Annotated in this window: 14 protein-coding genes and 1 pseudogene; 6 read left to right on the top strand and 9 right to left on the bottom strand. The window is 36.8% G+C overall.

Annotated features, from left to right (window positions below; genetic code table 11):
* Positions 1 to 7 precede the first annotated feature (7 nt).
* The 7 genes from glyS to rpsU all read right to left on the bottom strand — a co-directional run bounded on the left by glyS (position 8) and on the right by rpsU (position 6,824).
* Complete coding sequence (glyS, locus tag OZX56_RS04245; RefSeq protein WP_277140307.1) at positions 8 to 2,074, bottom strand: glycine--tRNA ligase subunit beta; 2,067 nt, start codon at positions 2,072 to 2,074, stop codon at positions 8 to 10.
* Complete coding sequence (gene glyQ / locus OZX56_RS04240) at positions 2,067 to 2,984, bottom strand: glycine--tRNA ligase subunit alpha (protein WP_277126483.1); 918 nt, start codon at positions 2,982 to 2,984, stop codon at positions 2,067 to 2,069. Before glyQ ends, glyS begins: the two co-directional genes overlap by 8 nt.
* A 246-nt stretch (positions 2,985 to 3,230) precedes the next feature.
* Positions 3,231 to 3,986, bottom strand: coding sequence for a DNA repair protein RecO (gene recO, locus OZX56_RS04235; RefSeq protein WP_277140306.1), 756 nt, complete (start codon positions 3,984 to 3,986; stop codon positions 3,231 to 3,233).
* A complete protein-coding gene (gene era, locus OZX56_RS04230) occupies positions 3,986 to 4,894 on the bottom strand; it encodes a GTPase Era (RefSeq protein WP_277140305.1) in 909 nt (302 codons plus the stop codon). The genes recO and era overlap by 1 nt, the downstream gene beginning before the upstream one ends.
* A complete protein-coding gene (ybeY, locus tag OZX56_RS04225) occupies positions 4,894 to 5,418 on the bottom strand; it encodes an rRNA maturation RNase YbeY (RefSeq protein ID WP_277140304.1) in 525 nt (174 codons plus the stop codon). Before ybeY ends, era begins: the two co-directional genes overlap by 1 nt.
* Positions 5,418 to 6,374, bottom strand: coding sequence for a PhoH family protein (locus tag OZX56_RS04220; protein WP_277140303.1), 957 nt, complete (start codon positions 6,372 to 6,374; stop codon positions 5,418 to 5,420). The genes ybeY and OZX56_RS04220 overlap by 1 nt, the downstream gene beginning before the upstream one ends.
* A gap of 273 nt (positions 6,375 to 6,647) precedes the next feature.
* On the bottom strand, positions 6,648 to 6,824 hold the full coding sequence (gene rpsU, locus OZX56_RS04215; RefSeq protein WP_046306945.1) for a 30S ribosomal protein S21: 177 nt from the start codon (positions 6,822 to 6,824) through the stop codon (positions 6,648 to 6,650).
* Between the two features lie 189 nt (positions 6,825 to 7,013).
* Between rpsU and OZX56_RS04210 the strand changes: the two genes are divergently transcribed.
* The 3 genes from OZX56_RS04210 (at position 7,014) to OZX56_RS04200 (ending at position 9,453) form a co-directional block, all read left to right on the top strand.
* Positions 7,014 to 7,844 (top strand): pyruvate, water dikinase regulatory protein, encoded by an 831-nt coding sequence (locus OZX56_RS04210; RefSeq protein WP_277126488.1) that lies wholly within the window; start codon positions 7,014 to 7,016, stop codon positions 7,842 to 7,844.
* A gap of 63 nt (positions 7,845 to 7,907) precedes the next feature.
* A complete protein-coding gene (gene msrA / locus OZX56_RS04205) occupies positions 7,908 to 8,447 on the top strand; it encodes a peptide-methionine (S)-S-oxide reductase MsrA (protein ID WP_277126489.1) in 540 nt (179 codons plus the stop codon).
* Between the two features lie 127 nt (positions 8,448 to 8,574).
* Positions 8,575 to 9,453, top strand: a complete 879-nt coding sequence (locus OZX56_RS04200; protein WP_277140302.1) for a YitT family protein — start codon at positions 8,575 to 8,577, stop codon at positions 9,451 to 9,453.
* Between the two features lie 48 nt (positions 9,454 to 9,501).
* Here the strand turns inward: OZX56_RS04200 and msrB are convergent, their stop codons facing one another.
* Positions 9,502 to 9,933, bottom strand: coding sequence for a peptide-methionine (R)-S-oxide reductase MsrB (gene msrB, locus OZX56_RS04195; protein WP_277126491.1), 432 nt, complete (start codon positions 9,931 to 9,933; stop codon positions 9,502 to 9,504).
* A gap of 148 nt (positions 9,934 to 10,081) precedes the next feature.
* Here msrB and OZX56_RS04190 point away from each other — a divergent pair, with 148 nt between their 5' ends.
* From OZX56_RS04190 to OZX56_RS04180, 3 genes and pseudogenes are all read left to right on the top strand, one after another.
* Positions 10,082 to 11,269, top strand: a complete 1,188-nt coding sequence (locus tag OZX56_RS04190; protein ID WP_277140301.1) for an aminotransferase class I/II-fold pyridoxal phosphate-dependent enzyme — start codon at positions 10,082 to 10,084, stop codon at positions 11,267 to 11,269.
* A 103-nt stretch (positions 11,270 to 11,372) separates the two neighbouring features.
* Entirely contained in the window at positions 11,373 to 11,870 is a 498-nt protein-coding gene (gene tpx, locus OZX56_RS04185; protein WP_277140300.1) for a thiol peroxidase, read from the top strand.
* Positions 11,871 to 12,166: 296 nt separating this feature from the next.
* A pseudogene (locus tag OZX56_RS04180) lies at positions 12,167 to 13,391 on the top strand (IS110 family transposase).
* A 229-nt stretch (positions 13,392 to 13,620) separates the two neighbouring features.
* On the opposite strand, the gene aspS reads toward OZX56_RS04180, so the two are convergent.
* Positions 13,621 to 15,465 (bottom strand): aspartate--tRNA ligase, encoded by a 1,845-nt coding sequence (aspS, locus tag OZX56_RS04175; RefSeq protein ID WP_277140299.1) that lies wholly within the window; start codon positions 15,463 to 15,465, stop codon positions 13,621 to 13,623.
* Position 15,466 lies beyond the last annotated feature (1 nt).

The following is a 15,466-nucleotide window of genomic DNA, read 5'->3' as shown; positions in this document are numbered from 1 at the left end:
ATAAAAATTACTTAATTACTAACTTACTTAGATCACCCAAACGAGCTGCCAATCCCTGAATCGTTTGCAATTGCGTCAAGCGGTTATTTTTAACAGCATTATCCTTATCCAAAATCATATTAGTTTCAAAATAGCGATCAATTATTGGCTCAAGACTCACAAAACCGGCATATAATTCAGTTAAATCACTAGCTGTTTGCAATTGCGAAATGCCATCATACAGGTCTTGTTCACTATTATCAGTAAACAAAGCAGTATTTACTGAATCCTGTCCTGCAAATTTAGCTTTTTTCAGAATATTATTAATTCTGGTCAAACTTTCGACTACTAGCTTGAACTCTTCATCATCATGATGAGTCTGCAAAACCTTAGCAGCACTTAAAATTTGTAACGGATCCTGCTGATTAGAAGCAAGAGCTGCATCAATTACGTCATACTTGTAATTATTTTTTTGCAAATACTGCTTAATTCGATCACGAATAAAGTCAGCAATTTCTTTATCTTCATCAGCAGTCCTAGGTAGCTTGGCTGCAGTTTTATCAGTTAATAATTCAACAATTTCTGGTAAAACCTTATCAAAAGGCAATGACCATTTTTGATCAAGCAAAATTCGTACAATACCATATGCATACCGACGCAACGCATATGGATCGTTAGAAGATGTTGGGATCATACCTGCTGCAAAGAAGGTAATAATCGTGTCTAATTTATCAGCAACTGACAAGAGTGCACCCACAGTAGTTTGTGGCAAATCACCCTCGGCAGTATTGGGTAAGTAATGCTCTTTAATTGCTGCTGAAACTTGCTCATTTTCTCCAGCAAGCTCTGCATAATGCATTCCCATTACACCTTGCAATTCAGCAAACTCACCAACCATTTGGGTAACAAGATCAAATTTATATAGTTCACTTGCTCGATCAAAATCACTGACTGTCTGATCATCTAATTGCCATTTTTTAGCTAAAAAGTCACCAATAATTTTGACACGCTTAGTTTTTTCAGCCATCGAGCCAATCTTGTCATGAAAAGATACGTTGTCAAGACGCTTAACAAAGTGACTTAGTGGATATTTACGATCTTCATCATAGAAGAATTGGGCATCATCAAGTCGAGCAACTAATACTTTTTCGTTACCAGCAATTACGTTGGAAAGATAGTCTTTATTACCATTACGAACTGCGATAAAGTGATTGATTAATTTTCCTGCTTGATCGTAAACTTCAAAGTATCGTTGATTATCTTTCATGGAAGTAATCAAAACTTCTTGTGGCATTTCTAAGTACTTTTTAGCAAACGAGCCAGCAAAAACAGTTGGATATTCAACTAAATTAGTTACTTCTTCTAATAATCCCTGGTCTAACTTAATCTGCCAGCCATTTTGCTCAACCAAGTCATTCATTTGGCGAACAATCATTTCTTTACGCTCTTCGGCATCGGCAATTACAAATTGATCTTTTAGAGCATCTTCATAGTCATCAGCATTAGCTAGCACGACTGAATCACCTAAGAAGCGATGACCTTGAGTTTTACGACCAGCTGTAATATCCAAAATTTCTACTGGTACAACTTCACTGCCAAATAATGAAACTAGCCAATGAATCGGACGAACAAACTCAAAGTCATGTGAATCCCAACGCATTTTAGTTGGGAAAGTCATTGCCTTGACCACGTCGCTCATCCCTAGCAGAATATCACTAGCCTTTTCCCCCACTTTTTGAACATGGACATAGGCATATTCAGTACCTTTTAATTCGTCAAAATAGATATCGTCTGTCGACATTCCTTGCCCGCGAACAAATCCTTGTGCAGCTTTAGACCAATTACCATCGCTATCTTTAGCAATTTTCTTAGCTGGCCCCTTTTTGATTTCATCAATATCAGCTTGCTTTTCTGCTAGCTCCTCTACCAAAATAGTTAACCTGCGAGGTGTTGAATAAGTTTTGATTTCCTTAAATTTTAAGCCGTTCTCAGTTAGAAATTTTTCGGTCCGATTAGCCAATTGTTGCACACTGCGCGTAACCACATGTGCTGGCATTTCTTCCGTACCAATTTCAAATAAATAATTTTTAGTCATTTTCAATCCCCGCCTTCTTTTCTTGAGCATTTTTTAGCAGTGGAAAGCCTCGTTTTTCTCGTTCATTGACAAAAGTAACCGCCACTTCATGAGCTAAATTTCTAATTCTGGACAAATATCCAGCACGCTCAGTAACCGAAACTGCACCACGAGCATCAAGCAAATTAAATGTATGTGAACACTTTAGAATATAATCATAAGCTGGTTGCACCAGATTTTGGCTAAGCAAACGTTTAGCTGTTTTTTCATTTAAATCAAACGAATTTAATAGATTTTCTTGATTGGACTCTTCAAAAGCATATTTGGAATTTTCATATTCGGCTTCTTTAAAGATATCGCGATAAAGTACACCATTACCCCATTCCAAATCAAAAACGGAGTTAACATCTTGGATATACGAAGCCAGACGCTCTACACCATAAGTAATTTCACTCATTGTAGGCTTGACATCTAATTCACCAACTACCTGGAAGTAAGTAAATTGGCTAACTTCCATGCCATCTAACCAAACTTCCCAACCAACACCGGCACAACCCATCGACGGATTCTCCCAATTGTCTTCAACAAATCGAATATCATGCTCTAAGGGATTAATTCCTAGGACTTGCAAACTATCCAAATAATATTGCTGAATATCTTCAGGAGCTGGTTTAATAACTACTTGAAATTGATGGTGTTGAAATAAGCGATTAGGATTATCCCCATAGCGACCATCTGCTGGTCTTCTTGACGGTTCAACATAGCATGCTGCCCATGGTTCTGGTCCTACTGCCCGCAAAAAAGTATATGGGCTCATTGTACCCGCACCTTTTTCTACGTCATATGAGGGCATTACCATACAACCCTTAGAAGACCAAAATTCTTCCAATTTAAAAATCATTTCTTGAATTGTCAATTTATCTTTTGTCATCATAATACCTCCCTGCATTAGGCCATAAAAAAAGCCTATGCAAAACTTGCATAGGGACGAAAAATATTCGCGGTTCCACCCTAATTCAGAGAATATCTTCTCTGCTCTTAATTAATTGACTAGAGGTGCCGTTTCCCAGATGACCTTACACTATCTGCCATTCGCTTAACTGGTACTTTTATAATTCCTCATGTTCATCAAATTCTCTTGTTATTTTAACATAATAAAGCAAACCAGACCAAAGGATTAGTCAAGCAAATTTATTTCATCTAAAAACTTTTTGCTTTTTAAATTTAAATCAATGGTCTCTTGATATATCCGATCAATTGCTTTACGGGTTGCTTGTTTAATTGCGCGATTGACCTTAATCGTTCCTAAACGATTAAAAGGCACTAATCCAATTGTACGCAGTACAGCCGTTGCCTTAGCAGTTAAGTGTAAACGACTATTATCTCGATAAAAATGCTTACTACACAATATGCCACCTAACTTGATTGAGTAATCAAATTCTCCTTGCTGACAGCCACAGATTACACAATGCTTTAATTCTGGTTCAACACCATAAGCAGCTAAAAGCTGCATTTGTACCACCTGAGAGATCATTTCAGGATCAATTCCCTGATCGACCTTTTTTAAGGCAAATAAGGTTAAATCATAATATTTTCCTAAATTTTGATATTCGCTAAAAGCATGATCTACTAAATCTAAAATAAACGATGCATAGGCATTCTTGGTCAAATCAGCAAAGATACCCGAAAATTGCTTTACATCCTTATAAGTTCGTAAATTGCTTAGTCCCTGCCCACTAGTATAAATAACATATTGCCCAATAGAGAAATTAACCGTAGCCGCACCAAGCTTAGATTTTGGCTTCAAAGCACCACGAGCAATTAACGTAACAATGCCAAGTTCTTTGGTCATAATCTTAGCTAGTAAATCAGCTTCTTTATATTTTTGTCGTTTAAAAATAATTCCTTGAACTTCTTTAAGTTCACGTGGCATTAAGAAAGTTCCTTTTTATCGTAGCCAACCTGCTTTAAAAAACTAGGATCAGAACGCCAATTGCGTTGTACCTTTACCCACAAATGCAAATTGACTTTTTCACCTAACAAATTTTCAATTTGTTTACGAGCATTTATGCCAATTTGCTTGAGCATTTGGCCGCCTTTACCAATAATTATGCCTTTTTGACCACTTTTTTCAACATAAATAGTAGCTTCAATCTGCAATTTACCCTTTTGGTGTTCATTCATTCGCTCAACCCAAACGGCCGCAGCGTGCGGTACTTCCTCAGATGTCAACCGCAAAATTTGTTCACGAATCAGTTCAGCTACTAAAAAGTATTCAGGCCGATCAGTAATTTCGTCAGAATTATAATATTCAGGTCCTTCCGGTAAATATTGTCGCAATGTTGCTACTAAATCACTAATCCCAATTCCTTTAGTAGCAGAAATTGGTAATAGTTCTTTAAAGAGATCCAATTTTTGATAGCTATCAATAATTGGTAGTAACTCGTTAGGATTTACTTGATCAACCTTATTAATTACTAAAAAAACTGGTACATTAACTTGCTTGAGCAAGTTAACAATATAATTATCTCCACTATTGATTGCTTCTGGTTCAACTAAAAAAAGGACCAAATCAACATCGTTCAAACTCGAAAGACTAGCCTTGTCCATATAATCATCTAATTTTAGATGTGGCTTAAAAATTCCTGGTGTATCAACGAAAACTACTTGTAAATGGTCAGTAGTATAAATACCAGAAATTTTATCACGTGTAGTTTGCGGCTTGCTGGAAGTAATTGCCACTTTTTGGCCAACTAGGTTATTCATTAGTGTTGATTTACCAACGTTTGGCCTTCCAACTAATGCAACAAAACCAGACTTATTTTTCTTATGTTCGGACATTATTTTCCTCTGCCTTTATCTAATTGTTCAAGATGCAATGGCAATCCATAATCTTCCAAAACCTTGCCTTGGATGCCAAACATTTCTTTAGCTTCAACTGGATCAATATGATCATACCCATTCAAATGTAAAAAGCCATGAACTAAGGTATAACCAAATTCGCGTTTCCAGCCAGTGCCATATTCCTGACTATGACGCTTAATTACGCTCGGACACATAAAAAGATCACCAATATCTTCTTGAAAATCTGGATCACTGACAAACGTGGACAAATCAAGACCATTTTCACCATCTTCAATCGCAAACGAAATTACATCAGTTGGATGATCTTGGTCGCGATATTTATAATTAAGTTCTTGACTACGCTCCTCATTAACAAAATTGATACTCATTTCCAGATTATTGGACTTCGCAATCTCTTGTTTAGCTAATAACAGTAACCGAGTAATCCAATCTTGCCAATTAAGTTCCTGATTATCTAAAAAGCCTACTTCATCATGATAAGTTATCTCAAGTGACTGCATTAATTTTGTGTTCCTTCTTTTTCATATGCATCGATAATTTTAGCAACAACGGGATGGCGCACCACATCATTAGCAGAAAATTGCACGAATTTGATTTGATCAATTTGCTTTAGAATATGACGTGCATCAAGCAAACCGCTACGCTGACGTCCTGGTAAATCAACTTGAGTCATGTCGCCATTAACAATCATTTTGGAATTAAATCCTAAACGCGTCAAAAACATTTTCATTTGCGCATCAGTGGTATTCTGCGCTTCATCTAAAATTACAAACGCATCATCCAAAGTTCGACCTCGCATATAAGCTAGCGGTGCAACTTCAATTACACCACGTTCCATCAAACGATCAGTTGTATTAGTCCCTAAAATAGCATAAAGCGAATCATAAATTGGTCGTAAATATGGATCTACTTTTTCCTTCAAATCTCCTGGCAAAAATCCTAGTGATTCTCCGGCTTCGATTGCTGGCCTTGTCAAAACAATTCGAGAAACTTCGCCTTTTTTAAAAGCAGCAACTGCACAAACAACAGCCAAGAATGTCTTACCAGTACCAGCAGGTCCGATACCAAATACCACATCACTTTTTTGGATAGCTTCAACATACTTTTTCTGACCCATGTTCTTGACCCTAATCGGTTTGCCTTTAGCATCCCGAATTAAAATCTTCTTATATAAATCAGCAAAGTACTCAGTCGTTCCCTTATCAGCCATCTTCATTGCGCTAACTACATCTGGGGCACTGATAGTAACTCCAGTCTCTAGCACCTGATCTAGCGCCTTTAAAACATCAAGAACTTTCTTTACACTATTTGTTTCACCATCAATCACAATTTGATTGCCAATATCAACAACGCTAGTGTCATAGCCTTCTGCCAGCAGAGTCAGATTACGGTCATTGATACCAACTAATTTTTGGATATTTTCCGGATTTTTAGGTATAAAATTTGTTTGAACCAAATGACTTCTCTTCGCTTTCTTAACTTGTTCTTAAAAAAATTTCAGCTATCCAATAGGAAAGCCCCAATTAATCAATCAGCAAGCACTCACCACAGATACTTTAAACAGATACTTTAACTAAACCGGCTTTGAAATTAACTTCAACTAAAAAGCCTAACTAAATTATACCAAAAGAATAAAATTCTATCTCAGATATGTCTATTAAATTAACAATAAATTTACTATCTACAAAAAACGACCCCTATCAGCAGATAGAAGTCGTTTCTTAAGCTATTAATAATGTTTGCGTTTCCGTGCTGCTTCAGATTTAAGCTTTCTACGTACACTAGGTTTTTCGTAGAATTCGCGTTTACGGTATTCTTGTAAGGTACCACTTCTTGAAACGGAACGTTTGAAACGACGAAGAGCATCATCAATAGACTCGTTTTCGTGAACGACTGTCTTGGCCATGTGTGATCCCTCCTTCCATTTCTTGACGTCACCGCCACACTTAATAAGTAAATTATATCAAACCAGCGTGAGTGGTCAATACATTAACGCAATATTTTTTAAAAAGATTCATTTTCACATTATTATTTGAACAAAATCTTTTAATGCACTTTAGCAAATTGTATAATTATTACCAAAAAGGAGTACTCAATGGAAACAAACAATACTAAACAAGAAGTTAATATTATCATCATCTCAGACTCAGCTGGCGACACCGCTTTTAGTAATGCGACAGCTGCTGCTGCTCAATTTCCTACCGCCCAAATTAATTATCGGCGCTACCCGTTCATTGTAGATCATGAAAAATTAACAGCAACGTTAACTGAAATTGAACAATTTAGTAACTTAATAATTATTTATAGTTTAGTTAAAGATGAATTGCAAATCCCGGTAATTCGTTTTGGCCGCGAACACCACGCAAAAATCATCGACATTCTTTCACCAACAATTGAAGCACTTCAAAATACTACTGGTCTGCAACCAGTGAAAAAAATTGGTGCCCAACATAAAATGAATCAAAGATACTTTGATCGAATTTCAGCAATGGAATTTGCCGTAATGTATGATGATGGAAAAGATCCTAAAGGTTTCTTGGAAGCTGATGTGGTATTATTAGGCGTATCAAGGACTTCTAAAACACCGCTCTCTTTATTTTTAGCAAATAAAAATTTAAAAGTTGCCAACCTACCTCTAGTTCCAGATACCCATATTCCTAAGGAAATTTACAAAGTTGATCCCAATAAGATTATCGGCTTAACTAATGACTTATCTGTTTTAAATGAAATAAGACGTCAAAGAATGATTTCTTATGGTCTAAATCCAGACACAACTTACTCTAACACAGATGCTATCAAGGTTGAACTTGATTCTGCACAAAAGCTTTATCAAGAATTAGGATGCTACGTCGTTAACGTTGCCCACCGCTCAATTGAAGAAACAGCAGCTCTCATCATGCATCATCTTGGTTTTGAAGAGCAATAAGTCATATTCTAAGGACTGGGCTGACTTATCCGCTATAATTTATGGTATAAGGAGGCTAAAATTATGACTACTCAACAAAACAAACATTTTGATACCGCCATTTTTGCTGGCGGCTGCTTTTGGTGTATGGTTGAACCATTCGACACCTTGCCTGGGGTTGAAAAAGTCGTCTCAGGTTACACCGGTGGGCACGTTGCTAATCCAACTTATGAACAAGTTTCAGCTGGAACAACCGGACATACAGAAGCAGTTAAAATCACCTATGATCCTTCATTAATGTCTTATGAGCAACTTTTGCAATATTACTGGCAAGTAACCGATCCCACCGATGCAGCTGGCCAATTCCAAGACCGCGGTGACAATTATCGACCAGTAATCTTCTACAATTCTCCTACACAAAAAGCAGCGGCAGAAAAGTCTAAGGCTGCTTTAGCTCAAAGTGGAAAATTTAATAAACCAATCGTTACTAAAATTGAACCTGCTCAGCCTTTTTACCCAGCTGAGAATTACCATCAAGACTTTTATCGTAAGGATCCTAATCGATATGCCTTAGAAGAAGCTGGTGGTCGAGCAGACTTTATTAAGCAACATTGGCAAAAATAAAAAACGGCTTAAGCCGTTTTTTATTTACACAAAATTTTCTGAATTTGTTATTGGTTATTGACCTATCTTTTGTTACACTAATCTAGATTTATTTATTACTTTTTTCATAAAGGGACCTAACATAAAAATGGATCAGCTCGACACATTTAATCGGCGATATAACTTGCTTTCAAAAATTTCGGCTTCATTTTTCTATTCTTTAGCAGTTGCAGTTGCACTAAATTTCTTTTGGACTCCAGGTCATATGTACTCATCTGGTATGACCGGATTTGCACAATTGCTTAATACATTGAGCCAACGTTTTTTTCCGTTTACTCTCAGCACATCAATTTTATATTTTGTGTTAAATGTACCGTTGTTTTTATTAGCCTGGTTTAAAATAGGTCATAAATTCACCTTGTTTACCATTGTTACAGTCGTGCTAGGTTCAATCATGATGCACGTAATTCAACCAATCAATATGCACGTGGACCCACTAATTTGTGCATTATTTGGTGGTATAGTAAATGGTGTTGGCACCGGCTTCGCCTTAAAAAACGGCATTTCAACTGGTGGGATTGATATTATCGGGATAGTTATCAGACAAAAAACTGGTACCAGCTATGGTAAAGTCAGCATTTCGATTAACTTATTAATTATCCTCGCTGCAGGATTTGCTTTCGGTTGGACTCGAGCTCTTTATTCCGCATTAACTATCTTTGTTAACGGTCGTATGATTGATGCCGTTTATACCCAACATCAAAAATTGCAGGTAATTATCGTTACAGAATATCCCCAAGCCATCATTGATGGTATTCAAGAAAGAATGCATCGCGGGATCACTATCTTTCACGATGTTGAAGGTGCTTACAGCCATATTGAAAAAACGGCACTGCTAACTGTCATTGATCGCTATGATATGTATGATATTGTAGCAATTATTAAAAAATATGATCCATATGCTTTTATGAGCGTCAGTGAAATTGAAAAAGTTTATGGACGCTTTAAAGAACAAGAAATCGTTTAAAAAGCACTGCTTAATTCGGCAGTGCTTTTTTACTTTACATAAATAAAATTATTTAAACAAGCTTTGGTATTCACCATAGCCTTGTTGCGCTAACTCATTAGCAGGAATAAACTTGAGCGCTGAAGAATTAATACAATACCTTAGCCCGCCCTGCTCCTTGGGTCCATCATTAAAGACATGTCCTAAATGGGACTCAGCATCTGGACTTTTTACTTCTGTTCGCTCCATGTGATGTGATTGATCACGTCGATAAGTCAACTTTTTAATTGGTTTAGTAAAACTCGGCCACCCACAATTAGCATCATACTTATCCAAACTAGAAAATAGCGGCTCACCTGAGACAATGTCTACATAGATTCCTGGCTGATCAAAGTCATCATATTTACCAGAAAAGGGTGCGTCAGTTGCCGCATTTTGAGTTACTTCATATTGTTTTCGATTAAGTTCTTTTAATCTAGCAGCTTTTTTTGATTGATCCATGATAATCTGCCTCCTTACCCTAACTATAGCAAACTTTTCTTAAATAAATCGGTTAAGAGCTTATTAAATTTATTAAGTGAATGATTTACTATATTCTACAATAGTTTATACTTAATAAATATTACAAAATATTAGAAAGGATTTTATCATGCCACGTTTAGCAAAAAATCTCTCAGACAAAACCAATACTAGAATTAAAAGTTTACCTCAATCTAAAATCGATGCTTTCGCTAATGAAATTGCCCAAATACCAGATATCGTCAAATTAACGATTGGTGAACCTGATCTAGAAACTCCAGAACATATTAAGCAAGCTGCAATTGCAGATATCAAACGAAATGATTCACACTATGCTCCAGAAGCAGGTAAGCCGGAACTGTTAAACGCAATTAGTAACTATCTGAATAATAAACTAGGTGTACGTTACGATCCGCAAAGCGAAATTTGTGCAACAGTAGGCGTATCAGAGGCCCTCAATTTAACTTTTATGACTCTGCTGAATCCTGGAGATAAGGTTCTAGTACCAACCCCAGTTTGGGGCGTTTATTTTGGCATTATTGAGCTAGCAGGTGGAATTCCGATTGAAATTGATACTTCAGATGACCATTTTTTGTTAACTGCTAGCAAGCTAGAGCAAACATTGGCTGGTGAAGGCGGTGGTGCCAAAGCATTAATTTTAACAGATCCTTCTAATCCGACTGGACGAGTTTACACGAAAACTGAACTAATAGAAATAGCACAAGTAATTAGCGACCATGACCTATTCGCTATCACGGATGAAATTTACGCGGAACTGATTTATGGTCATAAAAAGCACTATTCTTTAACCCAAATTATTCCCGAGCGAACTATTTTACTGTCTGGCCTATCTAAAAGCGTGGCAATGACTGGCTGGCGTATCGGCTATATTGCTGGTCCACAAGAAATTATGCAAATGATCATTAAGATTAATCTGTATCTTGTTTGTTCGGTTACCGACAACGTACAAGCTGCAGCTACTGAAGCTTTAACCAATGGCGAGCAGGACTACATTGCAGCACGTGCAATTTATGAGAAACGCTTAAATATTTTACATACTGCATTAGTAGAAAGTGGCTTTACTTTAGCCGCACCTGAAGGTGCCTTTTACATTTTTGCTAAAATCCCTAAGAAATTTGGGACAGATGACGTCAAATTTGCTACTGACCTAGCTCATAAAGCCAAAGTTGGTGTAATGCCCGGCAGCTATTTTGGTGCTGGTGGTGCTGGCTTTGTAAGATTATCTTATGCTGCATCTGATACAGATATCCAAAAAGCAGCTAAGAGAATTAAAAATTACGTTAAACGGCTTCAATAATGGCTTAAGCGAGCTTTTAATTTGGTTTTAGTCCGAGTTTTAGTTAAACTCAAGAGTGTAACTAAATATTTACCATAGAATTTATTTGAAGGGATGATAAATTATGCAAATTACAATGAAAAATGCTCCTTTATCAACAAATGGTCAACCACCAGTAGTCGGGAATAAGTTGCCAGACTTTAAGGTGGAAAAAGCTGATGGTACTATCGTAAACATGGTTGAATTAATTACTAGACCAACCTTGATTAGCGTCGTGCCAAATATTAATACCAGTGTCTGCAGCATTTCAACTAAACGTTTTAATAGTGAAGTAGATAATTACTCAGGCATTAACTTTTACACTATCTCAACTAACACTAATACTGAACAAAAGAATTGGTGTGCAGCTGAAGGTGTTAAGCAGATGGAATTATTGTCGGATGCTCACCATGACTTTGGTGAGCAAATGGGCTTATTTGTTGAAGATGCTGGAATTGATGCCAGAAGTATTTGGATTGTTGATACTGACAAGAAAGTACTTTATCAAGAATTAATTCAAGAAATGACTGACGAACCTAATTATAATGCGGCATTAGAATTTTTAAATGAAATTACTAAATAGTCAAAATAATGAGATATAAAACATACTAACCTAGTAGTGGGTCAATATTCGACGGAATATTGATTCACTGCTTTTTCTTTGTTTTAAAATTGAAGCAGGGTTGAAGTTAATATGCCCTAGTTACTTTTGACGCTTGTACCTAGTACTTGACGCCCTAAATAAAACTGACAGCTTCATCAGTTAAACTTAAATCTCTTCGTAGTATGTTGGCACTTGATGTCCGGTATAGAAAATTAGATATAGTTTAGCTTGTAACTTCTACCCTGCACAATTAAGTTAGTTGGAGGTATTTGAAGATGAATAATTTAGTTGTAGTGGGAATTGACGTGAGCAGTCGTAAATCTGCTGTTTGTATCATGCTTAATAAGCAAGTCATTAAACAGTTTAATATCACCAATGATGCCATTGGTTTTCAGCAGCTACTTGATGAATTAGAATTTTATCACCAACAACCACAGATTGTCTTTGAAGCAACTGGGGTTTATTCTTGCAGATTGCAGGCTTTTCTTAACCAATATCATTATCGCTACACTATGCTTAACCCACTTAAAGCCAAACAGCAATTAGATCAATTTAGACGCAATAAAACTGATCGCCGCGATGCTAAAGATTTAGCTTACTCACAGTTTATTTATCATCGCGGACCAACTTATCTACAAGACCCTAACTATAAGCAGTTAGGTGCCATGAGTCGTTTTTATGAGCAATTAACTCATGATTTGGTTTCAGCTAAGAACCGGTTACACCGCGTATTACAGTTTACTTTTCCTGAGCTAGAAACCTTAACTAGTCATCCTGACGGTACGAATTATTGGCGCTATGTCCAAACTTTTACGCATCCACAAATCGTTAAAAATTTAGGTTACGAAGGAGTTATGCAGTATTTTTTAAGCTTCCATGGTATTGGTAAGCAGCGTGCAAATAAGTTGGCAACTAACTTACTTGAACTGGCTGACACAGCTTATCCAGCAGTTGATAAAGCTGCTTTTGAAGTTGAACAAGCTAGATATTATGCTCAACGACTAACCAAACTAACTAAAGAGCGTGAAAATGTCATTCAAAAGATGTCTGACTTAGCTAGTAAATTACCCAACCGTGATCTAAAAATTCTTGAAAGTATTCCAGGTATTTCACAAATTACCGCAGTTAGATTATTAGGTGAATTAGGCGATATCAGACGTTTTCGTAATCCTAATGCCTTAAATGCCTTTGTTGGTTTAGACTTACGTCATTACCAGTCGGGCGAAATGGAATTGACTGATCATATTAGTAAACGTGGCAATCCCATTGGTCGTAAGATTCTCTACCGTACGATTGGACAAATGGATTCAGTAAGATATTCTGAGCCTTGTCACATTGCCGATTATTACGAAAAAGAAAAAACGATCTTCTCAAAGTAGAAACTTCAAGAAGATCGCCATCGCAGCAGTCCACAAACTAACACGGACTGTCTACTATTTGATTGTGCATGATCAATTATATGATTATAGCGTAGTCAAAAATAAACAGGGCTTTAACTAAAACCAATTGATCATAAGATTACTATAACAGCTTAGTTCAAAAATGCAATTGGACTAAGCTTATTTGGGTTACAACATATTATCTAAGTTTAATCTACTTAAAGATAATTCTAATGACGGACTACAAGAATTATGATTTAATACCTTGATATACTTGACTTTGAGTAGAAAAAAACAATTGCAAATTTTGCAATTGTTTTTTTATATCTTACTGAAGTAATAAAGAATACTTATTCATCCCAACTAGTATTCTTAGCAGCATCTGCTTCAGCTTGCTTAGCCAAACTGGCTTCTGTATTAGCCACGCTATCATGATACTGTTCTTCCACTTCAATACCTAAATCAGCTAATTGTTGATCAGAAACTGGCGCCGGCGCATGCATCATTGGTTCTGAAGCGTTAGCGTTCTTTGGAAATGCTAAAACGTCACGAATGTTATCTTTTTCAGCTAATAGCATCGCAAAGCGATCTAAACCAATTGCTAACCCAGCATGTGGTGGAAAGCCCATGTCTAACGCGTCTAACAAGTAGCCAAACTGTTCATAAGCGCGCTTTTTGGTAAAACCAAGTGCCTTTAGCATCTTTTCTTGAATTGAACGTTGATGGATTCTGATGGAACCACCACCTAATTCATCACCATTCATTACAATGTCATAACTGCGAGCATGTGCCTTATGTGGATCGGTTTCAAGCAGTTTAATTCCCTCATCATCTGGCATTGTAAACGGATGGTGCGCAGCAATCCATCTGCCAAAACCTTCATCATATTCAAATAGTGGCCAATCAACTACCCAAACAAAGTCAAAAACGTGCTTAGGAATAATATCTGTCTCCTTAGCAAATTCACGGCGTAAATGATCAAGCGAATCGCAGCAGACTTGCCATTTATCAGCAACTAAGACTACCAGTTCTCCACCTTCAAGGTCGAATTCTTTTATTAGAGCAGCTTGATCATCATCTGTTAAGAAGCGGCTAATCGGGCCAGAAAAGGCCCCATCTTCATATTTAACCCAAGCTAGACCTTTAGCATGGTAGCGCTTAATGTAATCTTGTTTCTTTTCAATCTGTTTACGTGAATACTTCTGCGCACCGTTCTTAACAGCAATCCCTTTAACAAAGCCGCCTTCTTCAATTGCACCTGAGAAAACTTTAAAATCGCTATTCTTAAAAACATCACTCAGATCATGAATAAACATCTCAAATCTGGTGTCAGGTTTATCAGTTCCATATTTATTCATTGCTTCATCCCAAGAAATTCGTTTGATCGGGGTTTTCAGATCAATCCCCATCACGTCTTTCATGATTTTCTTCAATAAACCTTCAGTGTATTCTTGAACCTGCTGCTCATCAGTAAATGAAGTTTCCATGTCTATTTGTGTAAATTCTGGTTGCCGATCTCCACGCAAATCTTCATCACGAAAACATCTAGCCAATTGGTAATATTTATCAAAGCCAGCGCCCATTAATAATTGCTTGAATAGTTGTGGTGACTGTGGCAGTGCGTAAAAACTACCTGGATAAATTCGCGAAGGAACCAAATAATCCCGTGCTCCTTCAGGAGAAGATTTACCCATAATCGGTGTTTCAATATTAACAAAGCCGTTTTGATCAAAATATTCATGCGTTGCTTGTAAAATTTGCGAACGTAACCTGATTGCCTTTTGCAAGCTTGGTCTACGCAAATCAAGATATCGATATTTTAAACGAGTTTGTTCGCCAACTTCAACATCATCCTTAATTTCAAACGGAGGATTTTGCGACTTATTTAAAATAGAGATACTGCTTGCATCAACCTCAACCTGACCAGTTTTCATATCTGGGTTAGCACTTGTACGTTTAACAACTTTGCCCTTGACTTGAATAACATATTCGTTGCCTAAAGCAGCAACGGTATCCATTAAAGATTCACCCGAATCATGATTGACAACTATTTGGACAATCCCTTCACGATCCCGCAAATCAATAAAAACAAGATTACCTAAATTACGAACACGCTGCACCCAGCCGTATAAGTTCACTTCTTGTTCAAGATAATTCTCAGTAATATTCCCACAATAATCTGTTCTTTTTTCCATT

Origin of the sequence: Lactobacillus sp. ESL0684 (assembly GCF_029392675.1) — a bacterium.
Classification (GTDB): Bacteria; Bacillota; Bacilli; order Lactobacillales; family Lactobacillaceae; genus Lactobacillus.
The sequence above is the reverse complement of the archived record's forward strand: the minus strand, read 5'-3'. Positions and strand labels throughout refer to the sequence as shown.